This window comes from Rhizobacter koreensis, assembly GCF_013366375.1.
In the GTDB taxonomy this organism is placed as follows: domain Bacteria; phylum Pseudomonadota; class Gammaproteobacteria; order Burkholderiales; family Burkholderiaceae_C; genus Schlegelella_A; species Schlegelella_A koreensis.
In genome coordinates this window covers 344,102-368,166 of the sequence record NZ_JABWMJ010000005.1, presented here as the reverse complement: position 1 = coordinate 368,166, position 24,065 = coordinate 344,102, and the positions used below count along the sequence as shown (strand labels likewise).

General features: G+C 68.2%; 24 protein-coding genes and 1 other RNA gene. 5 read left to right on the top strand and 20 right to left on the bottom strand.

Annotation, left to right across the window (positions count from 1 at the left end):
• Positions 1–101: 101 nt before the first annotated feature.
• Positions 102–575 (bottom strand): hypothetical protein, encoded by a 474-nt coding sequence (locus tag HQN59_RS13225; RefSeq protein ID WP_176069561.1) that lies wholly within the window; start codon positions 573–575, stop codon positions 102–104.
• Between the two features lie 2 nt (positions 576–577).
• On the bottom strand, positions 578–937 hold the full coding sequence (locus HQN59_RS13220) for a hypothetical protein (RefSeq protein ID WP_176069560.1): 360 nt from the start codon (positions 935–937) through the stop codon (positions 578–580).
• A gap of 780 nt (positions 938–1,717) precedes the next feature.
• Here HQN59_RS13220 and HQN59_RS13215 point away from each other — a divergent pair.
• Entirely contained in the window at positions 1,718–2,590 is an 873-nt protein-coding gene (locus HQN59_RS13215; RefSeq protein ID WP_483414170.1) for a DUF4747 family protein, read from the top strand.
• 4 nt (positions 2,591–2,594) lie between these two features.
• Complete coding sequence (locus HQN59_RS13210) at positions 2,595–3,203, top strand: hypothetical protein (RefSeq protein WP_342451195.1); 609 nt, start codon at positions 2,595–2,597, stop codon at positions 3,201–3,203.
• A gap of 32 nt (positions 3,204–3,235) precedes the next feature.
• On the opposite strand, the gene HQN59_RS13205 is transcribed toward HQN59_RS13210, so the two are convergent.
• The 5 genes from HQN59_RS13205 to HQN59_RS13185 form a co-directional block, all read right to left on the bottom strand.
• Positions 3,236–3,751, bottom strand: coding sequence for a regulatory protein GemA (locus HQN59_RS13205; RefSeq protein ID WP_176069558.1), 516 nt, complete (start codon positions 3,749–3,751; stop codon positions 3,236–3,238).
• A gap of 184 nt (positions 3,752–3,935) precedes the next feature.
• A complete protein-coding gene (locus HQN59_RS13200; protein ID WP_176069557.1) occupies positions 3,936–4,520 on the bottom strand; it encodes a hypothetical protein in 585 nt (194 codons plus the stop codon).
• Between the two features lie 467 nt (positions 4,521–4,987).
• Entirely contained in the window at positions 4,988–6,046 is a 1,059-nt protein-coding gene (locus tag HQN59_RS13195; RefSeq protein WP_176069556.1) for an AAA family ATPase, read from the bottom strand.
• Between the two features lie 109 nt (positions 6,047–6,155).
• Entirely contained in the window at positions 6,156–8,186 is a 2,031-nt protein-coding gene (locus HQN59_RS13190; protein ID WP_176069555.1) for a transposase domain-containing protein, read from the bottom strand.
• The gene (locus tag HQN59_RS13185) at positions 8,183–8,383 is read right to left on the bottom strand and encodes a helix-turn-helix domain-containing protein (protein WP_176069554.1); all 201 of its coding nucleotides are present in this window, start codon (positions 8,381–8,383) and stop codon (positions 8,183–8,185) included. The genes HQN59_RS13190 and HQN59_RS13185 overlap by 4 nt, the downstream gene beginning before the upstream one ends.
• A 67-nt stretch (positions 8,384–8,450) precedes the next feature.
• Between HQN59_RS13185 and HQN59_RS13180 the strand changes: the two genes are divergently transcribed.
• Positions 8,451–8,984, top strand: coding sequence for a helix-turn-helix domain-containing protein (locus tag HQN59_RS13180; RefSeq protein WP_176069553.1), 534 nt, complete (start codon positions 8,451–8,453; stop codon positions 8,982–8,984).
• Positions 8,985–9,682: 698 nt separating this feature from the next.
• On the opposite strand, the gene HQN59_RS13175 is transcribed toward HQN59_RS13180, so the two are convergent.
• The 4 genes from HQN59_RS13175 to rnpB all read right to left on the bottom strand — a co-directional run bounded on the left by HQN59_RS13175 (position 9,683) and on the right by rnpB (position 13,489).
• Complete coding sequence (locus HQN59_RS13175) at positions 9,683–10,252, bottom strand: NnrU family protein (protein ID WP_176069552.1); 570 nt, start codon at positions 10,250–10,252, stop codon at positions 9,683–9,685.
• A 76-nt stretch (positions 10,253–10,328) separates the two neighbouring features.
• Entirely contained in the window at positions 10,329–11,660 is a 1,332-nt protein-coding gene (locus HQN59_RS13170; protein ID WP_342451194.1) for a carbonic anhydrase, read from the bottom strand.
• Between the two features lie 51 nt (positions 11,661–11,711).
• Positions 11,712–12,935, bottom strand: coding sequence for a multidrug effflux MFS transporter (locus tag HQN59_RS13165; protein WP_246294884.1), 1,224 nt, complete (start codon positions 12,933–12,935; stop codon positions 11,712–11,714).
• A 201-nt stretch (positions 12,936–13,136) separates the two neighbouring features.
• An RNA gene (gene rnpB, locus HQN59_RS13160) (RNase P RNA component class A) lies at positions 13,137–13,489 on the bottom strand.
• Between the two features lie 263 nt (positions 13,490–13,752).
• Here rnpB and HQN59_RS13155 point away from each other — a divergent pair.
• On the top strand, positions 13,753–14,181 hold the full coding sequence (locus HQN59_RS13155; RefSeq protein WP_176069550.1) for a hypothetical protein: 429 nt from the start codon (positions 13,753–13,755) through the stop codon (positions 14,179–14,181).
• 70 nt (positions 14,182–14,251) lie between these two features.
• On the opposite strand, the gene HQN59_RS13150 is transcribed toward HQN59_RS13155, so the two are convergent.
• The 8 genes from HQN59_RS13150 to HQN59_RS13115 form a co-directional block, all read right to left on the bottom strand.
• Positions 14,252–15,103: an NYN domain-containing protein gene (locus HQN59_RS13150; RefSeq protein ID WP_176069588.1), complete on the bottom strand. Its 852-nt coding sequence runs from the start codon at positions 15,101–15,103 to the stop codon at positions 14,252–14,254.
• Positions 15,100–16,143 (bottom strand): dihydroorotase, encoded by a 1,044-nt coding sequence (pyrC, locus tag HQN59_RS13145; RefSeq protein ID WP_176069549.1) that lies wholly within the window; start codon positions 16,141–16,143, stop codon positions 15,100–15,102. The genes HQN59_RS13150 and pyrC overlap by 4 nt, the downstream gene beginning before the upstream one ends.
• A gap of 226 nt (positions 16,144–16,369) precedes the next feature.
• Positions 16,370–17,104: an amino acid ABC transporter ATP-binding protein gene (locus HQN59_RS13140; protein WP_176069548.1), complete on the bottom strand. Its 735-nt coding sequence runs from the start codon at positions 17,102–17,104 to the stop codon at positions 16,370–16,372.
• Between the two features lie 11 nt (positions 17,105–17,115).
• Positions 17,116–17,787 (bottom strand): amino acid ABC transporter permease, encoded by a 672-nt coding sequence (locus HQN59_RS13135; protein ID WP_176069547.1) that lies wholly within the window; start codon positions 17,785–17,787, stop codon positions 17,116–17,118.
• A gap of 13 nt (positions 17,788–17,800) precedes the next feature.
• Positions 17,801–18,508 (bottom strand): amino acid ABC transporter permease, encoded by a 708-nt coding sequence (locus HQN59_RS13130; RefSeq protein ID WP_176069546.1) that lies wholly within the window; start codon positions 18,506–18,508, stop codon positions 17,801–17,803.
• Positions 18,509–18,673: 165 nt separating this feature from the next.
• The gene (locus tag HQN59_RS13125) at positions 18,674–19,582 is read right to left on the bottom strand and encodes an amino acid ABC transporter substrate-binding protein (protein ID WP_176069545.1); all 909 of its coding nucleotides are present in this window, start codon (positions 19,580–19,582) and stop codon (positions 18,674–18,676) included.
• A gap of 158 nt (positions 19,583–19,740) precedes the next feature.
• Positions 19,741–20,682: a LysR substrate-binding domain-containing protein gene (locus HQN59_RS13120; RefSeq protein ID WP_176069544.1), complete on the bottom strand. Its 942-nt coding sequence runs from the start codon at positions 20,680–20,682 to the stop codon at positions 19,741–19,743.
• 108 nt (positions 20,683–20,790) lie between these two features.
• Positions 20,791–22,608, bottom strand: a complete 1,818-nt coding sequence (locus HQN59_RS13115; RefSeq protein WP_176069543.1) for an ABCB family ABC transporter ATP-binding protein/permease — start codon at positions 22,606–22,608, stop codon at positions 20,791–20,793.
• 182 nt (positions 22,609–22,790) lie between these two features.
• Between HQN59_RS13115 and HQN59_RS13110 the strand changes: the two genes are divergently transcribed.
• Positions 22,791–23,219, top strand: coding sequence for an acyl-CoA thioesterase (locus tag HQN59_RS13110; RefSeq protein ID WP_176069542.1), 429 nt, complete (start codon positions 22,791–22,793; stop codon positions 23,217–23,219).
• 9 nt (positions 23,220–23,228) lie between these two features.
• Here HQN59_RS13110 and HQN59_RS13105 read toward each other — a convergent pair whose 3' ends face one another.
• A complete protein-coding gene (locus HQN59_RS13105) occupies positions 23,229–24,059 on the bottom strand; it encodes an SDR family oxidoreductase (protein WP_176069541.1) in 831 nt (276 codons plus the stop codon).
• Positions 24,060–24,065: the final 6 nt, after the last annotated feature.

Sequence of the window (24,065 nt, the reverse complement as noted above, 5' to 3'; positions counted from 1 at the left end):
CCGCAATCGTCCACGATCAGGCTGAAACGTCGTCCACGATCAGCTTGAAATGGCGTCCACGTTCGGCTGAAACGCCGTCTACGATCGGCTGAAACGAGCGTCTACGATGGGCTGAAATACGCAAGCAGGCCGAGCGTCTCCACCCCGAGCACGCCCCGAAGACCCGTCGCGGCTGAGCTGCCCGAGACGCGACGCGTCCCGCTCACCATGTGCAGATCGGCAAGGTTGAGCGGCAAGGCGGTGTCGCCATCGACGGCCCGGCGGCCGGAAGGGCGCGCAAACTGCGCGAGCATCTTCGACCAGGCGATCGACGGCACGAACTCCGCGGCGAGCATGTCGATGCTGCTCTGGACGAACGCGAGTGCCTCCGCGCCGACGATGGGCATCCGCCACAGCTCCGCGTTTCGCGCGGTGAGGCGCTCCTTTTCGGCGGTGAGCTCGTCCCGCCTGCGCGTGAGCGCCGCGAGCGTTTCCTTCACCAAGTTCGCGGCCTGCACGGCCGCGCTCACGTTGATCGCCGCAGCTGCGGTCGGCGCGGTGCCATCGGCTCCGGTGCGTTGCTTGTTCGTTGCCATGTTCAATTCCTCGGGGTGATTGGCCGCGCGCCGCCGCTCGAGGCGGCCTCCGCGGCAAGGCGCTTGCGCTCGATCGAGAGCAGGCATTGCACGTAGTGCCGCGAGCAGCGCATGCGCAGCCGGATCTGGTCGACGGTGAGGCCCTGGTCCTTCAGCAACGTCGCCTCGAGCGCGCGCTCGGCCTTGGTGACCCGCTGGCGGCTGCTCGGGATGTAGAGGTGATGGCCGTTGAACTCCTGGCGGAACGCTTCGACCACCTTGTCGGCCAGCTGAGCGGCGCGGCCTTCGGCCATGCCGGCTTGTTGCAGCGCGCGCTGCGCAATCGCCACCAGGTGCGGAAGCGGTTGCAGCGTCGTCGTCATCCGAGCCTGGTTCACCCCGGAATAGTCGGCTCAGTGACCGACCCGGCACAGCTGAACCAGTTCAATGGAATCCGCGCGGGTCCGACTCGCGCAGCGGCCAGCAGTTGGCGCGGTTGATTGCCCGCCGCTCAAGCGAACAGCCCCGGCGCGCTGTGCAAAAACGTTCAATCGGGGGGTCTGGCGCTCCCGTAGGGCCAGGGTGGCCCGAAAGCGAGATCGGGCCTTGTAGGGCCTCTAATCGGCTCCCGCCGAAGCGGTCCCGCGCCGCTCGGCTCCTGGAGCGGGGTCCGCAGCGCGCCCATCGATCCTGGAAGCTCGAGGAGCTCCGCGGCCGGCAGCGCGGCGATCGAGCCCGCTAGCACGCCGGCCGGGCTGATCAACGCCGGCGCTCCGACGCTCTCGAGATCGGCGCGCCTGGCCACGCCGCAGGCGTCGAGCAGCTCGGGGCTGAGCCGCGCGAGCAGCGCCGGCCGGGCCGGCAGTGGCTGCGCGGCTTGCACCGCCTGCAGCTCCCTCACGCGCGCGCCGATCCGTTCGGCGCCCGGCGCCCGGCATGCCCAGCTTCTTGCCGGCGCGGCGCAGGAGCCGCGTGTTCTTCAGGGGGCTGGTCGAGAGCTTGGCAACAGCGGGCATACGCGGACGTGGGTTCCTGCGGTGGAAAAGCGTCGAGCAACGCGGCGGGGCGCGCCCTACGGGAATGTCCCGTGGATGCCTCCTCGAGTCAATGCAGCTCCGATGAGATGATCCGGCGGCCCTGCTCGCCGGGGAGGCAAGGGGCAGTTGCACCGGAGGGAATCCTTGAGAACGATCCAGCTGGCCGCCATCAACATCGCGATGCATCAGCCGCACTCGGCTGCGCAGTACGTTCGCGTGTTCGAAGCCGCCTACCGCATGAAGCGCACGCTGCGGCAAGGCTCGCTCCGAGCCATGCTGCTCGGTACCTTGTACACGTCGGAACTGCCTGACCGGCTCACCGGCGTGATCTACAGGTTCGTGAAGATCGATCCGAACGAGCCGTGGTTCAACAGCATGACGCAGGAGCAGGCTACTGACGAGGAACTTGAGAAGATTGAGATTCCGGCCCACCTGCTGCCGCACCTGCAGCAGTTCCCCTTCGACTTCAGGCCCGAGAGCCACATGCTCTACTACGTCGCCCATGATCGGGCCAATCACATGGCGCCCGCTGTGGCCGTCCGGTTCCTCGAGAACCTGCTCAACCAGGCCGCAGCTACGGCAGGTGCTCCACCGCTCGAGGTCACCGCGGTGCCCGAGGTGGGTGCGCTCGATCGCATGCTTTCCATTCCCGTGCTGAGTCGCCTCGAGATCGAGCTCAAGAGGCCCAATCCGGATGACGTGGGAGCGGTCGCGCGACGCTTCCTGGAGCGACTAGAAGCCCAGAATGCTCGAAAGATGACGCAGGAGCTCGTCGCAGAGGCGGGTCAGACCTTGACTCCGGATCGCGATACGGCCGAGCTAGCCGTGGTCGCTGCGACCAACGGCAAGGTGCGCGTTCAGGGGCGCGACGAGAACAACATGCGGTTCGACGACTCGACCGACAGCCGGCCGTTGCTGGAGCCGGTGCTGCTCGACGAGGAACTCGAGACCACGTTCCAGGTGTTGGGGCGGGCCGCCGACAACAAGCTCGGCCAGTGAGCCTGTGACTTCCGACGCCGACAGCAAGTCCATGTATCGGGACGTTCGTGAGAACTTCGCCGTCTACTGGCATGCCTATGGTGGCGTGCGGGCGCTGGTGCGCTCCCCTTACCTTCACCTGGCGCTCGTGCTGACGGCGTTTGCGTATCCCTACTGGTCGGCTCCGCTGTGGTGGGACACCGTGATCAGCGTCCTGCCGAACCTGCTCGGGTTTACCCTCGGCGGCTTCGCGATGTTCATGGGTTTCGGCGACGAGCAGTTCAAGCGCACGCTCGTCGCGACCGACCCGGACGCTCCTGACGAGCCGACCCTCTTCGTTGTGGTTTGCGGTGCCTTCGTCCACTTCATCGTCATGCAGTGCGCGGCCTTACTCGCAGCGCTCTTAGCCAAGGCATGGTGGGTCTATGTGCCTTGGCCGGAGCCGATCGCCCGCGCGCTCCCTTGGCTGAACCTCCTGGGTGGTTGCGTCGGGTTCGGGCTATTCCTGTACGCGCTGACCTCGACCCTCGCGGCGACGATGCACGTTTTTCGAATGGCAACCGTGTACGACAAGGTGCAGCGAATGCGGCAGCAGCTCGAGGAGGCCCAGGAGCGCAGCCGCACCGGCCACTGAGCTTCGCTCGTGAACGGAGCGCTTAGCTGAGCCTAGCTTGCGCTTTCGTCGGCGGCCGCACGCCGCAGCATCGCCTTGAGCGCTTCTATGCAGCGTTGTGCGGTTCCAACGTCGGCGAACCGCAGAGCACTGATGCCAAACCGGCCAGCGATCCAGCGATTCAGCGACGCGTCGTCTCCCACATTCGACCACTTCGACCACATCCGGCGGATGGTCACCAGCTGGGCCGGCGTCGCCATGCCGGCACGCGCGCCGAAGTGCTTCCGAGTGCGCTGGACGAAGCCAAGCTGCTCGAAGGCGAGCATCACCTGCCGAAAGCCTGTTTCGCTGAGCTCCTTTGCGCTACTGACCCCGCCGCTTCTTCGCAGCAGCTCCCGGTACTCCGCCTCGCTCAACCCAGTCTGCTTGAGCGCGACGTGAACGAGCGCGAGCTTCTGAGCCCGGAGAGCTGGTCGTGCCTGCTCGCCACTGGAGATGGTGCTCGGCTGGAGATGCTTCGTTCGGTGTCCGACGTGTGTCATCGCTGCTCCCCTGATTTCCAGCCTCATCGCTTGGGCTTCTTGCCACTGCGGAACGGGCGCGGGTCGTACGTCGCCTTTCGAACAGGATCGGGTCTTGATGCCTGAGTCCGAGGAGCAACCACCGAGCACGCCAAGTCGCGAGCCCGCCTGCACATTGCGGCCACTCGGCCGATGAAGCTCTGCCGTTGATGAACGAGGCGCAGGCGCGGCTTCATGACTTGCGCGCTGCGCTCGTGATCGGAGCTGCGCCGCGTTCGGTCTGCGCACGGCCCTTCCGCTGCCGCGCCTTCGCGCTTCCGGTGCCGCGCCGCGTGGCTGGACTACCAGACCGATGCCCGACCCTAGGCGCTCCGTCACCAGGCTTGGCGGCCGCTTCCCCTTCGATGCTTGACGCCGCCGCTTTGCTCTCGATCTCGAGTTGCGTCGCGAACGGTGCTCGCCGGAATGCATCGAGCAGCGCGCCCTCTCGTGCGCTGAGCAGCACCGGGGTTGCTGCAGGGAGCGCTCCGCTCTTCAGCGCCGAGCGCAGGCTGGGCGCATCCACCCGCGCAAACGACAGGGCCCACGCGCGCTGATCGGCCAGGAGGCGCCCCTTCAGGATCGCCTGGTCGACGAGCCGCTCGATCTTCAGAGGATCGGGGGGCATCTTGCGGTAGAGCGTTGCCCGACTGCAGCCGAGCGCTCTCGCCGCGCGCTCCGTGATCTGAGACTTCTTGCCATGCGGGGTATGCCGCAGCACGGCTCGCGTTGCTGCCGCCAACTCGCGCGCCTTCGAAGGATTCCGCCTGCTGCTCACGTCGCTCTCCTATCGGGCCTGGGGTCCTCCGGGATTGGACTCAGACCTCCTCGGCTCCGTCGCTCGGCGCACCGCACGTCGCGGGCGGAGCGAGACGCGCGCGGGTTGGTCCGCAGTCGCTTGATCCAGTGCCGCGCGCGTGCCACTGCCGGACGAGCCGAGCGCCTCGTGACGGTCGCGCAGGTATGCGCTGAAGCCCTCCGGGTCGGCCTCAGCAAGCGCGAGCGCCCAGTCACGATGTAAGGGCAGCAAGAGCTGGCCTCTGATGGCGCGATCGACGAGTTGCTCTCGTTCGCGACGGGATGACTCGAGCACCTGAGCTGTGCGTAGGTACGAGCTGAAGAGAACTGGATCGATGGCTGCGAGCGCCAGCGCCCAGTCGCGCTGCGAGGGCGGCAGGAGCTGTCCCCTGATGGCGCGATCAACGAGCTGCTCGGCGTCGAAGAGATGGGGAACCGGGTGCGAGCTCATGCGTCACCTCCGAGATCACGCCAAGCCATGCTCATCAGCTGCGCCGTAACCGGCGCACCGGCCGCAGCGATGCGTGCTTGCCTCAGCACCTGGAACAGGCCGCGCAGCCCGCCAGGCTTCGAGGCGATGCGGCGCGCGACGTCGTGCTCGGCGGCGCCGGGCACCTTCCACGCATCCAGGATCGCGTCCACGTCGGCGGCCGTGGGACCTCGCAGAGGAAGTCGCCAGCCGATGCGGCTGAAGAGCTGGGCAAAGACAGCCTTCCGCCCGCCACCGGTCATCTTCGAGTACACGGAGTCGTTTCCGCTCAGGCACAGGCCGATCTCGCACGAGTCGTGGATCGAGCGAAGCTCTTCAAGGGCGCCGACGCTCAGATGCTGCGCTTCGTCGACGATCAGCAGACCCTCCGTTCCTCGAAGTGCCTGCATGATGTCCCGTGAGACCTGGTCAGGGCGCTGGGGAAGCCCGCGCATGCCCAACGTGTCTGCAACGTCGCTCAGGGCAGCAGCCATCGAGCCACGCGCCGGGCTGCTGGTCGTCACCCAGACGTTATTGTTCTCTTCGGCATAGCGGCGGATAGCAGTGGTCTTGCCGACGCCGGCCCCTCCGAAGATCACCGAGATGCTCGGTTCACGCTGAGCAAACGCGAGTGCGGTCTCGATGTCGCGGCCGGTCTGTGTCGGGACCCAGGTAGGCATGCCTGGATAGCGCAATTCCCCAGGCGAAACGCTTCTGGTGTGCTCCCAGCGCCGTAGCTTTTCGAGTACGCCGGCGTTGTCGCCGGGATAGCTCCCGGTCAGCCACTTCGTCAGGACGCTGTGCGACACCTTCGTCTCCACAGCGAGCGTCCTGAGGGACTTGCCCGCGTCGCACATTTCCCGCAGCAACGTGCGCAGTTGCTCCGCCTTCAGCGCGTCGTCAGCGCCGGCGGCGAGCTCGTCTTCTCGCGAGAGCGGCGGCTGGAGGCGCTGTGCCCCAGGTGGGACGTTCCATAGCGCGTCCTCGATCTCCTGCCGCACCCTGCTGTCGATGTTTCGCCTGAGCTCCGTGTCCATATAATTTCCTCGCTGGATCAGCTGACCCCTGGCTCTCCTGATTTCGCCGTCAGACCAGGGGTCCGCTAGTCGATGCACGGCCCGGGGTGCACGCATCCCGGGCCACCCTTCACAGGCCGCCTGCGGCCTTCTTCCTTTCGTCGCCCTCACGTAGTAGTCGCAAGCCGCGGTCGCGCTTTGCGCGGAACTCCTGCAGCTCTCGCTCGCGATCGGCAGCGGTCTGCAACGGTGGTCGGTCGGTGCGATGCACTCGGCTCGTTCGCACGAGAAGAGGTATCGGCGGCGTCGGTTGACGGCCGGGCTCCTGAGCCTCTGCGAGCGGTTGCTCCCAGCTTCTCTTCGCCCGCTCCATGCCGGCGATCGCAGCGGCCTCTTCTTTCGCAGCTCGTTGCGCGCGGCGCCTCTCGCGCATGTGGTCCTTGGCTGCCTCCATGTCCCGGAAGCCGACGCGCAGCGTGATCGGGACTTCGCACAGGAACCGCTCGCCGTCATAGACCGCGACTGGAGTGTTCGCATCGCTCGGATCAAAGCGAGCGGTGTACGGTCCTCGGTGCTGGAGGTGAGCGAGAGCCTCGCACCAGTAGCGGTTGCCAAGAATGGTGAGGCCGTAGCCCTCGTCAAGTCGAACCTGCTCTGCGACCAAGAGGCACAGCCTCAGCTGCTGCTCGGTCGGATGCCGCACGGGCGTGACGCCCAAGAGCTCGCTGTACAGCTCGTCGGGGCTGCGCCCGTCCATGCTGTCGCCGCGGTGGGGCCGTGCGTTCTTCTCCTCGATCGTCTCTCTGACAAAGGCCGCGTAGTGTTCGATGGGAACGACCTTGCGCGGGTCGAAATCTTCGGGCTTGGCATCGGGCTTGTTCCCGCAGTAGCTGCCCACGAAGGCAGCGCACTTCTCCGCCTCGGCAATCGTGTTCCAGTAGCTCTCGATGGGCTTTGACTGGCCGCGATAAGGCGTCGTCCACACAGGCTTGATGCCTAGGAGCGTCAGCAGCCCGTGCGCCTCGCCCTCGTCGAACTTGAAGCGATTGCGAGTGGGCTGTCCGCCTGTGATTTGCTTCGACGCATAAGCCCGGCCGTTGTCAAGCAGCGCCTCGTGCGGGAGCGCTCCGGAGCGCTGCGCCGCGTCGCGAAACGAGAGCCGCGTCAGCTCGGCGTTCTCAACCTTGCCGAGCCTCCAACCCAAGACCTTGCGGGTTCGCAGCTCTTGCCACGCCATCAGGATCGGACGCCCGACGTAACCGTCGGGCCACTTGCAGAACACGTCAGCCTTGCGCCCGTCGCTGACCCACATATCGTGCAGGCCGAGCGTCGAGTAGTCGCGTTGAATAGCGGGGAACAGCTTTCCGAAGGGCTCGTTGCCCTCTCTCCTGAGTACCTTGACGGTGGCCGGCAGTGCGTCGATGCGACGCTTTACGGTCTTGTAGGAAGGAAGTTCCCACCCGTGTCGACTTGCCTCGACCGCCGCGCGTCGATAGATCGGCAGCAGCGCCGGCTTGGACTGGACGCTCCACTCGCTGAGGATGAACTGCCACGCGTCGTTGCTCAGCTCGGCCTTGGGGCGCCCGCCGCACCAGGCGGGCGCCAGCGCTGGAATCCAGTCGCTGTGGTGCGTCAGGTGACTTACCCGGGCGTACCAGCGGCGCAGGGTCGCGACCGACTCGCCGCATTCCTCCGCCACCGCGCGATATCGCTCGGTGCGTGTTCGGCCTTGTGCGTCGTGCAGCGCAAGCATGATGCGCATGCGCCGCTCGCCTTCGCGCTGGACGCCGGGCGGCAGCTGCTCGAAGGCAAGCCGCGCCTGCGTAGCCTCCTGCGTCGTCAGGGGCCTTGGCTGAGCTCGCTGCTTTCGAGTAACCCCGGCGAGCCCGGCGAGCTCGCGCTCAAGGCTCTCTGCCAACCCGAGGTCTCGCAGATATTCGCGACGCGACGCGGCCGGCTGGGCGCTCAGTCGCTGCAACCAGTAGCGGAGTTGCGCCTCTTGCGGCAGCGACTCGAGAAGAATTCGATACTCTGAGCCGCCGCGTCCTAGCGATAGCTTTGCATCCAAGCGGTTGTGCAGGCAAGCTTTGCGCACAGCGCGAGATGTCGTGCCCAGCAACACGGCCGCCTCGGCCGCGGAGATCGTAGTGCCTAGCTTCACGGGGAAGGCAGCCCTCGCGGAGCGGGCTTGATACCCAACGCAACAGCGATTTCGTGCGACACGCCTCGCTTGCCCTTCTTTCGTCCAGCGAGGACGGCATAAACCAGCGCCCGCGAGAAGCCACGCTCGTCGGCCCACGAAGAAATGGGGAGGCCGCGCTCTTCGAACTCGGCCTTCGCTTGCTTGGGTGTCTTCACGCTATGCCCGCCTTGTGAAGCGCTAAGCTCACTTTGGTAAACAACGGTTCAATGCTAGAGCTCTTTGATGCCCAAGGCAAGCGATGTAGTCGACTTTGATGCTCAGGCGTTCGGTGTGCGGCTGCGCGAGGAGCGTGAACGGCTTGGCTTGTCCCAGCAGATGGCCGCCGATGGTTGTGGCGTCCGAAGAGAGATGTGGGGCAAGTACGAGCGGGGTGCAGCCGAGCCTGGCGCCCGCGTGGTCGCCGCTATGGGCAGGATGGGCGCTGACGCGCTGTATCTACTGCTTGGACGACCAGAACCGAAGCTCAGAGCGGGCGAGGGCTTGGTGAGCCCCGTAAGGCTCGCCAGCTTGGCCCGAGACCTAAAGGCCGAGTTCGAGCGGTGGGGCCTGACCGAGGACATGTACCCGGAGCCCCAGATCTACTGGGCGAGGATCGTGCTGCTGGCCGGGGAGATCTACAACGCCCTCTGCAGCTCCGGGCGTGAGGCGGCCGATCTAGGCGCTGAGGGCAGGAACATGGCGCGAGGCGCAGCCATTTCCGAGCGGAGCCGTCTGGTCGAAGAGAACGGCAGCGCGACGCCCAAGACCGGCACCTGAGCGCACAGGCCCTGATAGGGCGCTGGCAATCAGTCGTGGTGGCCCAAAAGCCCGCCGCGGGGAAGCGCGAGTTGCGGCCGGAGGGTGTCTCCACGGCGGCGTCGTAGGAACCGATCCGAGGCACTGAGCGCACGGGTTCCTACGTTCCAACGTTTCCGCCAGACAGAACGTTTGCGAGCCTGACCAACAGGTGCTGCGGCTGCGCCCTGCTCGCCCGGATGGAAGGGTGGAACTCACCAACGCGTGATCGCCGGCTTGAGGTCCAGACGCGGCGCCAGCTCTTGGACAGTAGGTTTGCGCACCTGGGCGCACGTTTGTAGTAGTGCATCCAGGGGTAGAGCGTCTCGCTGACGCCCGTAGGCGGGCCCATTTTTTTCTTCGACTTGCCGGGCTCTTCCGGACCCTTCCGGGCTCTTCCGCAAACCATTTCCGGTTGCGCAGATGTTCTGTCCCCCGTCAGCGCGAAAGCGGCGCAGGCGTGACTTCCTCACGGCGCCGCGTTGCGGCCGACGAACGCGGGCATGGTGCGAGGGTTCGAGACGGATGCGTCGCGCCCCGGTGCGAGAGCACGGCTGCGCCGCGGCTGCCCGAGCGCGATGTGCCGGTCGGGCGGTGAAGCCGGGAGCGCGGGCGGCGGAACCCTTGCCGGCGCGTCGCCGGGGCGGCGCGATCCGGCTCGGCGCCGCCGACCGTGGCGCTCAGCCGAGCGGCGACACCCCGATCAGCCAGCGGTGCGCGAAGCCGGCGAACGCGGCGTACAGGGCGAGGCCGACGCCGATCGCGATGGCGTCGTTGCGGCCCCAGCGTGCCGACGCAGCGGCTGGCGCCGGGCGGCGCAACGCCGACATCAGGTCGGCGAACGCCCAGACGAAGAACGCGCCGAACAGCAGCAGATCGGCGAGCGTGCCGTTGGCGAGCAGGTGGGCGAGCGCCCACAGCAGCACCGCGGCGAGCATGGGGTGGCGCACCGTCGCCGCGATCGCGCCGCGCGCGTAGGTGGCAACGAGGAGCGGGAATACCGGCAGCGTCAGCAGCAGCGCCAGATGGCGCAGCCCCGGCGGCGGCAGGTAGAGAACCACCGGCGTGGCGCGCGCGCGGCCGTAGCCGACGATCAGGAGCACGAGACCGATCGCCGACACGACCGAGTAGAGCCCCTTCCAGCGCCCTTCCCCGCGTGCCGCGAGCTGGGCGTCGCGCCAACTCGGCGCGACGATGCGGACCGAATGGATGCCGAGGAACAGCAGCAAGCCGGCAACGAGCACGAACATCGTCGTCTCCCGATCGCCCGCCGCCGCGGCCGATCCGGCGCCGGCGGGGCGCCCGATTATCGGGGCCGCGCTGCGGTCAGTTCGACTCCTTGATCAGGCGCGACGACGCCTGCTGGAGCGGCCGGGCGTTCATCGGATAGAGCCGCGCGAAGATGCCGATCTGCTCGGCCGAGATCGCCTGCGGCGTCTTCAGCACCATCCACAGCACGCCCTCGCTGCACGGCGGCGTGGTGAGCGAGCCCATGTACGTGTAATAGCGCCGGTCGGCCGGCAGCAGCGCCGCGGGGTCGAGCAGGTCGCGCGCCGCGACGGCGTCGCCCTTTTCGAGCGGCAGGTTGTTCCAGACGTGCTGGATCGCGGTGTGCGGGCCGCCGCGCTCGAGCAGCACCGCGACCACGGCGAGGCGGCCGTCGAGGTCCTTGTGGACGAGGTGCACCACCATGTCGTACTGGCGCCCGTCGATGCGCTCTTCCGACGGCCGGTGGAAGTGGAACTGCAGCAGATCGAAGCGGCGCCCGAGCACCTCGATCGAGTTGCCCGGCGCGACGTCGACCTGCACCGTGTGGCCGTTGTCGACCACGCGGAACGCGCCGGGCCGGTAATCGAAGCGGACCGGCTCGAGGTCGACCTTGATGCCGTCGCGGATGTCGATCGGGCTCTGCCGGCTGCCCTGCGCGCAAGTCGCGAACTCGGGCCTGAGGGCGCCCCAGTGCGTCGGGCCGCCGGCGCCGTCGTAGCTCCAGTGCACGTCGGCACCCTGGCCGATCGATCCGGGCAGCGCGGCGCGAGTGGCGAGGGCAGCCGGCGCCGCCGCGTTGCCGTGAGCGGGCGAGCCGCCGGGCGCGTGCGCGAACGCCGGGGGTGCGCTCGAGAGCAGCAGGCTCGAGCTCGGCCGGGCGAGCGCCGAGGCGTGCCCGACTGCAGCAGGCGGGGCCTCCGGCGCGGCCGCGACGCGCGGGCGGTATGCGGGCACGCGCTCGGTCGCCCGCACGCTCCGCGACGGCGCCGTCTCGGCGTCGACCCCACGCTGGCGCGCGCGCTCCAGCAAGCGCTCGCGAAGCGCCTCGACCGTCAGCGCGCCGCCGCGCAGAGTGCCGGCGGCCTGCGCGCGCTCGCCGGTCGCGGCCTCTCGTTCGGCCGGAGCCTCGCGGCCGGCTGCGGCACGCGGCGCCGCCGTCTCGGCGCGCCCGCCGGGTCGAGCCGCGTCGACCGGCGACGCCGCATCATGGGATTGGGCGCGCTCGGCCGGCGCGGCGCGCTGGGCGGCGGCAGCGGCATGCGGCGCCGGCGCGGCATGCGGCTCGGCCGCGCCTGCCGAGGTCGCGAGTGCCGCGAGAAGAAGTACGACGAGCGCCCGGCGCGGGGTGTGCGCCGGCCCGTGCGGGCGAAGGAGTCGGGTGTTGTCCACGCCGCGATATCGGCGCGGCAGCGGTGAACTTGACGACGAACCGGCGCGCCGTCAGCGCGCGAGTTGCTCGGGCGCCAGACGCGGCTTGACCCAGATCCAGGCCACGACGCCGACCGCCATCATCGCGAGCGAGGTCGCCGCCAGCGCGACGGTCGAGTGCATGACGAGCGGCGCGATCACGCCGGCCACCAGCCCGTTCGCGGTGCTGCCGACACACGCCTGCAGCGACGACGCCATGCCGCGCCGCTCGGGCACCACGTCGAGCACCAGCAGCGTGACCACCGGAACCATCATCGCCCAGCCGAACGCGTAGATCGCGATCGGCAGCAGCGCCCACCACACCGTCGGCGCGAAGACGAGGTTGAGCACCAGGTTCAGCGCGCCGATCGTCGCCATGATGATGAAGCCGTAGCGGATCTGCCGCGTCACCTTGACGCGGCCGGCCATCCGGCCCGACAGCCAGGCGCCCGTCATGATCCCCCCGATGGTCAGCATGAAGAACCAGAAGAACTGCGACGGCACGAGGCCGAGGTGCTCGCCCAGGAACACGGGCGCCGACAGCACGTAGAGGAACATGCCGTTGAACGGGATGCCGCTCGCGAGCGCGAGCGTCACGAAGTTGGGGTTGCTGCCGAGCGACCAGTAGCCGCGCATCAGGTTGCGCACGTTGAACGGCTGGCGCTCCGACACGTGCAGGGTCTCCGGCAGGAGCCTGGCGTTGGCGACGAGCAGGACCACGCCGACCCCGGTGAGGAACCAGAAGATCGAGTGCCAGCCGGCGTGGTCGAGCAGGAAGCCGCCGACCATCGGGGCGATTGCCGGCGCCACGCCGAAGTAGATCGTCACCTGCGACATCACGCGCTGCGCGTCGGCGGGCGGGAACATGTCGCGGATCACGGCGCGCGAGACCACGATGCCGGCGCCGGCCGACATGCCCTGCAGCGCGCGGAAGACGACGAGCGCCCCGATGTGCTCGGACAGCGCACAGCCGGCCGAGGCGAGCGTGAAGACGACGAGCCCGATCAGCACCACCGGGCGCCGCCCGAACGAGTCGGAAAGCGCGCCGTGGAAGAGGTTCATCACCGCAAAGCCGAACAGGTATGCCGACAGCGTCTGCTGCATCTCGACCGGGGAGGCGCCGATCGCGCGCGCGATTCCGGTGAACGCCGGCAGGTAGGTGTCGATCGAGAACGGGCCCAGCATGCCGAGGCAGGCGAGCAGCACCGCAAGCGCCCATTGCGGGGCGCGCCAGAGGGTCGAGGCGTCGGGATTCATGTCGGGTCGGGATGCGGCGGGTCGCCGTTTGTCGAAGCGCCCCACGCCAGCGCCGGTGCCGACGGGGCACCGGCATGCAGCGGCCGATCGCGGGCCGCAGGAGCCGCGGTCGGCAAGGCGCATGCCGAGTTCGACGCGTCCGCAACGGATGCGCCCGGGCGCCACGGCGCGCTCGCGGATCCGCCGCGCGCCCGAAAACAGTCGTGAAGCGAGCCGATAGGCCGGATTCTGTGCGGCGGCTCCCGTCGCCGGTCGCCGCCGTGGCCGCCATTCCTCTGGGCCGCGCATCGCTACGCGGCTCGGTGCTACCTACCCGCCGGCTCGTGCGGAGCCACACTTCAGCGGCACGAAGCCGCAGCGCCGGCCTATTTGGTATTGCTGCGCGTAGAGATTGCCCGTTTCACCCGGCAGCGGCCTTGCGACCGGCGCCGACTCGTCTCTGTTGCTCTGATCCTCACCTCGCGGTGGACAGCCGTTAGCTGCTACGCCGCCCTGTGCAGTCCGGACCTTCCTCCAGCCCCTCGAGAGGTGCCAGCGGCGGCCTGGCTCGATTCACCGGCGCATTATCGTTGAGCCGGTCCGACAGCCGGACGACACACTCGCCTACACACAGCGCCGCTGCACCGCAGCACACTCTCGTCGGGCGCTGTGAGGGAGACACGTACGCCGGCCAGTCAACCGATTGCCGCGCCGTGCGTTTTGATCACCGGTCGGGCCGACGATTTGCCAACGGATCGACGTGGACCGACGACAGCCCGCCGAGTCGAAGGCGATGGCGTCTCGAACTGCCCATACCTCAACCAACAGGAGATCAGCGATGAATACCAAACACGTTGTGGGTGCGGTCGCCGCCGCAGCCTTTGCCATGATCAGCCACACCGCGATGGCGCAGCCGGCGGCTGGCAACCAGTCCGGCCAGCCGACCACCAGCGGCGCGCTGGCCCCGGCCGGCCAGGGCCCGGGCGCTCAGGTCAAGCCGAGCACCACCTCGGACAAGTCGCGCATGGAGCGCAAGGACACCACCAAGGCCGACCGTGCCGCCGGTGCGATCCCGCCCGCGGGCGAAGGTCCCGGCGCGGCGATCAAGCCGAGCACGACGTCGCAGACCTCGCGCCCCGAGCGCAAGGCCGACACGCGTGCCGCGGTGAAGTCGGGTGCCACCCAGCCGGCCGGCGAGGCCCCGCGCCCCGAGGCCGAGAGCCAGAAGCCGCGTCCGCTCGCCGACACGTCGGCACCGAAGAAGTAAGACCGCCGCAGCCCTCGCGGCTGCTCGCGGCACACGAAAGCGACCTCCGGGTCGCTTTTTTCTTTGCGCCTCAGGCGCGCGCGCTGCGGGCGAGCCGGCGGTCGCGCAGCACCACCTGGCTGCCGCGCCGGTCGAGCTCGAACAGCTGGCTCGCCTCGATCAGGTCGAGCAGCTTGCGATAGCCGTAGTTGCGCGGGTCGAACGAGGCTTGGTTGCCGATCTGCTGGCCGACGGCGCCGAGCGACGACCAGCCGTCCTCCCCCGCCGCCGCCTCGACCGCATTGCGCAGCAGCGACACCAGCTTGGCGTCGCGCCGCAGGTTGGCGCTGTCGACGCGCGTCGCCGCCGCTTCGACCAGCGCCGGCGCGACCGGCTCGGGTGCTTCGGGCTCGGGCGCGGTCTTCGTCGCGGCGCGGCGCGAGCGGCGCGCCGGCGGCACCGCCTTAACCGGCGGCACGGGCGGATCGTCGATCGCCTCGACCGCCTGGCCCAGGTTCTCGAGATAGAGGAATCGGGAGCACGCGTTGACGAACGGCATCGGCGTCTTCTTGGCGCCGAAGCCGAACACCTGCGCGCCCTTCGCCTTGAGGTGCATCACGAGCGGCGTGAAGTCGCTGTCGGACGAGACGATGCCGAAGGCGTCGGGCTGATCGGTGTACAGCAGGTCGAGCGCGTCGATCACCATGCCCATGTCGGTGGCGTTCTTGCCCTTGCTGTAGTCGAACTGCTGGATCGGCCGGATCGCGTACTCGTGGAGCACGCCCTCCCAGCCCTTGAGGCCGTCCTTCTTCCAATTGCCGTAGGCACGCCGCACGTTGGCCACGCCGATCTTGGCGAGCTCCGCGAGGATGACGTCGATCTTGCTCGACGGCGAGTTGTCGGCGTCGATCAGCAGCGCGATGCGCGCCTGGCGCTCGATCACGCCGCCACCGATTCGAGTTTCCACTCGAGCGCCTCGCCACCGTCGAGCGGCTTCAGGTCGGCGCCGCCGAACGGCACGCGCTCGGGGATGGTCCAGCGCTCGCGGCGCAGCGTCACCGTCTGCGTGTTGCGCGGCAGCCCATGGAATGCCGGGCCGTTGAAGCTCGCGAACGCCTCCAGGCGATCGAGCCTGCCTTGCGCATCGAACGCCTTGGCGTAGAGCTCGAGCGCGGTGAGCGCGGTATAGCAGCCGGCGCAGCCGCTCGCGTGCTCCTTGAGCGTGGCCGCGTGCGGGGCACTGTCGGTGCCGAGGAAGAAGCGGTCGCTGCCGGAGGTGGCGGCCTCGACCAGGGCACGCCGATGCACCTCGCGCTTGAGCACCGGCAGGCAGTAGTAGTGCGGTCTGAGGCCGCCCTTGAAGATCGCATTGCGGTTGTAGAGCAGGTGGTGCGCGGTGAGCGTGCCCGCAACGCGGGGGCCGGCGTCAGCGACGTACTGCACGCCCTCGCGCGTGGTCACGTGCTCGAGCACCACCTTGAGCTCGGGAAAGTCATGCCGCAGCGGCACGAGCTGCGTCTCGATGAAGCGCGCCTCGCGGTCGAACACGTCGACCTCGGGATCGGTCACCTCGCCGTGCACCAGCAGGGGAAGCCCGATGCGCTGCATCGCCTCGAGCACCGGGTAGATGCGACGCAGATCGGTGACGCCCGCATCGCTGTTGGTCGTCGCGCCAGCCGGATAGAGCTTGACGCCGACGAACCCGGCCTCGCGCGCGCGCTCGACCTCCGCCGGCGCCAGCGTGTCCGTCATGTAGAGCGTCATCAGCGGCTCGAAGGCGACGCCTTCCGGCACCGCGTCGAGGATGCGGGCCCGATACGCGAGCGCGGCCTCCACCGTGGTCACCGGCGGCCGCAGGTTCGGCATGATCAGCGCACGGCGGAACTGGCGCGCCGAATGCGGCACCACCGCCCGCAGCGCCGCGCCGTCGCGCACGTGGAGATGCCAGTCGTCCGGCGCGACGATCGTCAGGGTATCGGTCATAGGCCGCGGATTGTCCCACCCGCCGCGAACCCGACGCCAAGACACGCGGCCCGCAGCGTCGAGCGACTTCGGATCAGCCGCAGCGACAGGCGGGCCTCCGGCCCGCTCCGGGTCGCAGCGAAGCAACGCGCAGCGCGACCTCTCGTGCGTGCAGGGACCGGCTCCGCCGGCCCTGTGCGCACTGCCTTTCCAACCGCTCAGGGATCGCGCAGCGATCCCTGAGCGCCTAGTGCTGCAGGATCTTCGAGAGGAAGTCCTTGGCCCGCGGCGAGCGCGCTTCGGCGTTGCCGAAGAACTCCTCGCGCGAGCAGTCCTCGACGATCTTGCCGGCATCCATGAAGATGACGCGGTGGCTGACCTTGCGCGCGAAGCCCATCTCGTGCGTGACGACCATCATCGTCATGCCTTCCTTGGCGAGCAGCACCATCACGTCGAGCACCTCGCCGACCATCTCGGGGTCGAGCGCCGACGTCGGCTCGTCGAACAGCATGACGATCGGGTCCATGCTGAGCGCACGCGCGATCGCCACGCGCTGCTGCTGACCGCCCGACAGCTGCCCCGGGTACTTGTCCTTGTGCGCCGTCAGGCCCACGCGGTCGAGCATCTTGAGGCCGCGTGTGCGGGCGTCGTCCTGGCTGCGTCCGAGCACCTTGATCTGCGCCAGCGTCAGGTTCTGCGTGACCGTCAGGTGCGGGAACAGCTCGAAGTGCTGGAACACCATGCCGACGCGCGAACGCAGCTTCGGAAGGTTGGTCTTCGGATCGGACAGCGAGATGCCGTCGACCACGATGTCGCCCTTCTGGAACGGCTCGAGCGCGTTCACGGTCTTGATCAGCGTCGACTTGCCCGAGCCCGAAGGCCCGCAGACGACGACCACCTCGCCCTTCTGGATCGAGGTCGTGCAATCGGTCAGCACCTGGAAGGTGCCGTACCACTTGGAGACGTTCTTGATATCGATCATGGTGGCCAGGCTCAACGGATGATGGCGATCCGCTTCTGCAGCTGGCGGACCAGCATCGACAGCGAGAAGCAGATGATGAAGTACAGGATGGCGGCGGAGAGGTACGCCTCGACCGGACGATTGAAGTTCTTGCCCGCCACCTCGAAGCCCTTCAGCAGGTCATAGGCGCCGATCGCGTACACGAGCGACGTGTCCTGGAACAGGATGATGGTCTGCGTCAGCAGCACCGGCAGCATGTTGCGGAACGCCTGCGGCAGCACGACGAGGCGCATGCACTGCGCGTACGTCATGCCGACCGCGTAGCCGGCATGCACCTGGCCCTTGGCGACCGACTGGATGCCGGCCCGCATGATTTCCGAGTAGTACGCCGCCTCGAACACGGTGAAGGTGATGATCGCGGACACCTCGGCGCCAAGCGGACGGCCGAGCAGCAGCGGGATCAGGAGGAAGAACCAGAGGATCACCATCACCAGCGGGATCGACCGCAGGACGTTGACGTAGGCGGCAGCCGGCATGACCAGCCAGCGCTTGCCCGAGAGCCGCATCAGCGCGAGCAGGGTCCCGATGGCGATGCCGCCGATCATCGCGATCAGCGTGAGCTGGAACGAGAAGATCAGCCCCTTCAGGATGAAGTTGGTGAACAGGCTCCCGGTGAAGAAGCTGAAGTCGAGGTTCATGTTCATCGCATGCCCTCCGTCACTTCGCGCCGCCGAGCATGCCGGGCACCTGCACGCGCTGCTCGATGAAGTGAGCCAGGCGGTTCACGCCGAAGGCCGACACGAAGTACAGCGCAGTCACGGCGAGGTAGATCTCGATGCCGCGCGAGGTCTCCTCCTGCGCCTGCATCGCGAACATCGTGAGCTCCGCGATGCTGACCGCGAACGCCACCGACGTGTTCTTGATGATGTTCATCGACTCGCTGGTGAGCGGCGGGATCACGATGCGGTACGCCATCGGGAGCAGCACGTAGCGATAGGTCTGCGGCAGCGTCAGACCCATCGCGAGACCGGCGTAGCGCTGGCCGCGCGGCAGCGACTGGATGCCGGCCTTGACCTGCTCCGATACGCGGGCCGAGGTGAAGAAGCCGAGCGCGAACACCACGAGCACGAAGCTCGGCAGGCTGCGCAGCGACAGGAAGATCGACGGGATGACGTGGTACCAGAGGAAGATCTGCACCAGAAGCGGGATGTTGCGGAACAGCTCGGTCCAGGCATTGCCGATCGCGACGAACAAGCGGTTCGGGGTCGTGCGCAGGATTCCCATCAGCGAACCCACGACCAACGCCACGATCAGGGACAGCAGCGCCACCGAGGCGGTCCAGCCCCAGGCGGACATCATCCACTGGAGGTAGGTCTCGCCTCCTCCGGTGTCCTGAAGAAATACCTCCCAGTCCCACTTTCCCATGCGAACTCCATCAAGCCAGCGCCGGTGGGAGCCGGCGCGAAGGGGGTCGAGCCCCAAAAAAAAACGCGGCGCGAATGGCTTCGCGCCGCGCGGACCAACTGTAAGCAAGCTCTGCGCCGGCAGCCGGTGGGGCTTACCTAGGGGCGCCGAGCCCGCCGGCCGGTCTTACTTGCGCACGTAGGTTTCGGCCGGGCGGTCGTTCGGGTTCGCGATCGCGTTCTTCAGCGAAGCGCTCATGGCCATGTTGACCGTGGCGTTGCGCGGCGGGATCGGCGAGAGGAACCACTTGTTGTAGATCTTCTCGAGCTCGCCGGACTTCATCATGCCCATAACGGTGTCGTCGATCAGCTTCTTGTAGGCCGGGTCGTCCTTCGGGATCATGATCGCGATCGGCTCTTCCGAGAGGCTTTCGCCGACGATGCGATAGTCGTTGGGGCTCTTCGAGTTGACGATCAGGCCGGCCAGGATGTTGTCGTCCATGACGAACGCGTCGGCACGGCCCGACTCCATCAGCAGGAAGCTGTCCGCGTGGTCCTTGCCGAAGATTTCCTTGAAGTCGACGCCGTTGGCGCGCTCGTGCTTGCGCAGGAGCTGGACCGACGTGGTGCCGGTGGTGGTGGCGACGGTCTTGTTCTTGAGGTCGGCGATCGAGTTGATGCCCGAGTTCGCCTTGACCGCGATGCGCACGTTGGTGACGAAGGTGGTCGGCGCGAACGAGACGTCCTTCTGGCGCGTCGCGTTGTTCGTCGTCGAGCCGCACTCCATGTCGACGGTGCCGTTCTGCACCAGCGGCACGCGGTTCTGCGAAGTCACGAGCTGGTACTCGATCGGCAGGTTGGCGAGCTTGAGGTTGGTCTTGATCGCGTCGGCGATGCGCTGGCACACCTCGACGTGGTAGCCGACGTACTTGCCGTCACCGGTGGTGTAGGCGAGCGGAGCGGACGAGTCGCGCGTGCCGATCACGATCTTGTTGGCCGTGCGGATCTTGGCCAGCGTGTCGGCAGCATGCGCCGAACCGGCACCGGCAACCGCCGACGCCAGGATCACTGCAGCGGCCAGAAACGATTTCTTCATGCGAACTCCTGAAGGTAGGGAGCGCGGCCAGGCGCGCTCGTTGACGAGGAAATTGTAGGAGCTTGGCCGCCGCGGCAGACGCACCGGCCGAGCAGCAAGGGTTTCACCCGAGCCTGAACACCGAAGCTTGCAAGCATCGGGCCAACGGGCCCGCGCCGTCAGTTTTCGGCGCTTGCGCTCGCCGGTGGCGCCTTGCGCAGGAACTCCCACAACGCATCGGCCTGGGCCCGGGCCGGGCGCGCTGCCGCTGCGCGTTCGCGATAGATCCGGATCTCCATCGAGAGTTCATACGTTCCAGGCTCGCTCGCGCGAACGAGGCGCCGGCTGCGCAGTTCCTTGCGCACCGACCCGCTCGGAAGGAACGCGAGCCCATGGCCCTCGAGGGCCATCGCCTTGAGGCCCTCGGCCATGTCGGTCTCGTAGACCGCCTCGAAGAGCGGCGCGCCGGCCGCCTGGCGCGTGATCACCTCGACCAGCCGGTGCATGTACGCGCCCGGCGCGTAGCTGAGGAACGGCACCGCACCGCCCTCGGGCGCCGGCAAGGCGAACAGCGGCCGGCCTTCGGCGTCGGGCCGCGAGAACGGCGCGAGCGTCTCGCGGCCGAGGCTCAGCATGTCGTAGCGCTCGCCGCTCAACGCGAGCGGCTGCGACGGATGGTCGTAGGCGAGCAGCAGGTCGCAGCTGCCCTCGGTGAGCTGCATCACGGCGTCATGCACGTTGAGCGCGATCAGGCGGCACTTGAGCGCGCCGAAGCGTGTGCGCAGCTCGGCGAGCCAGTGCGGGAAGAACGTGAGCGCGAGCGAGTGCGGCACCGCGAAGTCGACCATGTCGCGGCGTCCGGCCTTGTGGCTGCGCATCATGTTGCGGCTCGCCTGCAGCGCTCCGATGATGTCGAGCGCCTGCGCGTGGAGCGTTTCGCCCGCCGGCGTGAGACGCGTCGGGTACGACGAGCGATCGACGAGGTCGGTGCCGGCCCACGCCTCGAGCGACTGGATGCGGCGCGAGAACGCCGGCTGCGTGACGTGGCGCAGCTGCGCCGAACGCGAGAAGCTGCGCGTCTCGGCGAGGCTGATGAAATCCTCGAGCCACTTGGTCTCCACGGGGCGCGAGTGTAGGCGCCGGGGCCGCCTCACCGGGCGCGCCGGCGCCCGGATGCGAGCGTCGGATTTCCGTCGCTCGCGCGAGGCCGCGCGTCCGGGAATCCGCCGTCAGGCCGCGATCTCGTCGCCGGCCTGCTGCAGGCTCCACATCTCGGCGTAGCGCCCGCCGAGCGCGAGCAGCTCGGTGTGCCTGCCGCGTTCGACGATGCGGCCGGCCTCCATGACGAGGATCTGGTGCGCGTCGACGACCGTCGAGAGCCGGTGCGCGATCACGAGCGCGGTCTTGTTGCGCGCGGCGCTCTGCAGCTCGGCCTGGATCGCGCGCTCGTTGGCCGAGTCGAGCGCCGACGTCGCCTCGTCGAAGATCAGGAGCGGGGGGTTCTTCAGCAGCGTGCGCGCGATCGCGACGCGCTGCTTCTCGCCCCCCGAGAGCTTGAGCCCGCGCTCGCCGACCATGGTGTCGTAGCCCTTCGGCGTCGACGCGATGAACGAATGGATGTGCGCCGCGCGCGCCGCGCCCTCGACCGCTGCACGGTCGGCGTCGGTGCGGCCGTAGGCGATGTTGTATTCGACGGTGTCGTTGAACAGCACCGTGTCCTGCGGAACGATGCCGATCGAGCGGCGCAGGCTCTCCTGCGTCACGTGGCGGATGTCCTGGCCGTCGATGCGGATGCTGCCGGCGTCGACGTCGTAGAAGCGGAACAGCAGACGCGCCAGCGTGCTCTTGCCCGAGCCCGACGGCCCGACGACCGCCACCGTGCGACCGGCAGGAATGTCGAAGCTGACGTCGTGCAGGATCTCGCGGTCGCGGTCGTAGCCGAAGCGCACGTTCTCGAAGCGCACCGCGCCGCCGCGGTTGACGAGCGGCTGCGCGTCGGGCGCGTCGGCGATCTCGCGATGCTGGCCGAGCAGCGCGAACATCTTCTCCATGTCGATCATCGACTGCTTGATCTCGCGATAGATCACGCCCAGGAAGTTGAGCGGGATGTAGAGCTGGATCATCAGCGCGTTGACGAGCACCAGATCGCCCAGCGAGAGCGTGCCGGCGACCACGCCGAGCGTCGCGCGCCAGACCAGCAGCGTCACCGCGGTCGCGATGATCAGGCTCTGCCCGAGGTTGAGCACCGAGAGCGACGCCTGCGACTTGATCGACGCCGCCTCGAGGCGGCGCAGGTTCTCGTCGTAGCGCTGCTGCTCGAACTTCTCGTTCGAGAAGTACTTGACGGTCTCGTAGTTGATCAGCGCGTCGACCGCCTTGGTATTGGCCTTCGAGTCCTGCTCGTTCATGGCGCGCCGGAACGCGCTGCGCCATTCGGTCACGCCGACGGTGAACGCGATGTAGAGGACGAGCGCGCCGAACGTGATCGCGCCGAACCAGACGTCGAACTTCGCCACCAGCAGCCCGATCACCAGCGTGATCTCGACCAGCGTCGGCAGGATGTTGTAGATCGTGTAGTTGAGCAGCGACTGGATCGAGCGCGAGCCGCGCTCGATGTCTCGCGACACGCCGCCGGTCTGGCGCTCCAGGTGAAAGCGCAGGCTCAGGCTCAGCAGATGGTCGAACGCCTGCAGCGAGACGCGCCGCGCGATCCGTGCCGCGACCGGATAGAACAGGTACTCGCGCAGCTCGGTGAAGAGCGTGATCGCGAGGCGCAGCGCGCCGTAGGCGAGCAACAGGCCGACCGGAACGACGAGCACGGCGCGCGGATCGCCGGGCTTGATCGCCAGCGCGTCGACGAGGTTCTTGAGGACCAGCGGGACACCAATGTTGGCGAGCTTGGCTGCCACCAGGAAGAGCAGCGCGACGAGCACGCGCCAGCGCCACTCCCAGACGTAAGGCAGCAGCTTCCTGAGCGTGCTCCAGTCGGAGCGCGGCTGGCCGCTGGCAGGCGCCGGAAGGGGAAGCGAGGTCGAGGCGTGGCGCATGAGGCGGCGAGATGGAGAAAGCGGGACGGTCCGGGCGGAAAGCGAACGCGAAGCTGGGGATGTGGGGGCCGAAGCGAGGAAAAGCAAAGCGGGCCCGGTGGCGGTCAGCGTCAGCGCCGGCGCGCCGCATCCATCCGGCGAGGCGATGGCCGACAATCCGGACGATCCCGGAGTCCGCGAATATGCCTGACCTGCCCTTGAACGTTCCCGCGCCGCAACCGCCGGTGAAACTGCCCGACGACCGTCAGCTCGTCATGCGGGTGATGCCGATGCCGGCGGACGCCAACGCCAACGGCGACATCTTCGGCGGCTGGATCATGGCGCAGGTCGACCTCGCCGGCGCGGTGCTGCCGGCGCGCATCGCCAAGGGCCGCATCGCGACGGTCGCGGTCAACCAGTTCGTGTTCAAGCAGCCGGTGACGATCGGCGACCTGCTGAGCTTCTACGCCAAGGTCGAGCGCGTCGGACGCACGTCGATCACGGTCAACGTCGAGGTGTTCGCCGAGCGCAACCCGGCCGACCTGCACGTCGTGAAAGTGACCGAGGCCAACCTCACCTACGTCGCGATCGACCGCAACGGCCGGCCGCGCGCGCTCGCGACGCCGGTCTGACTGCCAGGGTCAGTCGACGAAGAAGTCCGGGATCAGGTACGGCGCGCCCGGCGTGACGCTGTAGCGGCCGAGGTCGGTGACGCCGCGCTCGGCGAGCAGCGCGTCGTCGATGAAGAAGTTGCCGCTCGTCGTGCGCGCGTCGCTGGTCAGGATGAACCAGGCCGCGTCGGCGACGATCTCGGGCGTGCGGCACTGGCCCGGGTCGGCGCCGGGGATCATCTGCAGCGCCGCGGTCGCGATCGCGGTGCGCGGCCACAGGCTGTTGACCGCGATGCCGAGCGGCCTGAACTCGCCGGCGTGGCCGAGCGTGCACATGCTCATGCCGTACTTGGCCATCGTGTAGGCGGTGTGCGCCTGGAACCAGTGCTCGCGCATCGAGAGCGGCGGCGACAGGTTGAGCACGTGGGGGTTGCGCCCCGCCTTTGCCGAGGCGGCGAGATGCGGCAGGCAGGTCTGGGTGCTGAGATAGGTGCCGCGCACGTTGACGCCGAACATCAGGTCGAAGCGCTTCATCGGCGTCGCCGGCGTCGGCGTGAGGCTGATCGCGCTCGCGTTATTGACGAGGATGTCGATGCCGCCGAAGCGCTCGACCGTCGCGGCAACCGCAGCCGCCACCGCGTCGTCGTCGCGAATGTCGCAGGCGATCGCGAGCGCGTGGCCGCCGGCGCCTTCGATGTCGCGCGCCGCGGTGTAGATCGTGCCCGGCAGGCGCGGGTTGGGCTCCGCGGTCTTGGCCACGACCGCGACGTTGGCGCCGTCGCGTGCGGCACGCCGCGCGATCGCCAGGCCGATGCCGCGCGAGCCGCCGGTCACGAAGAGGGTCTTGCCGGCGAGGCTCATTGCAGC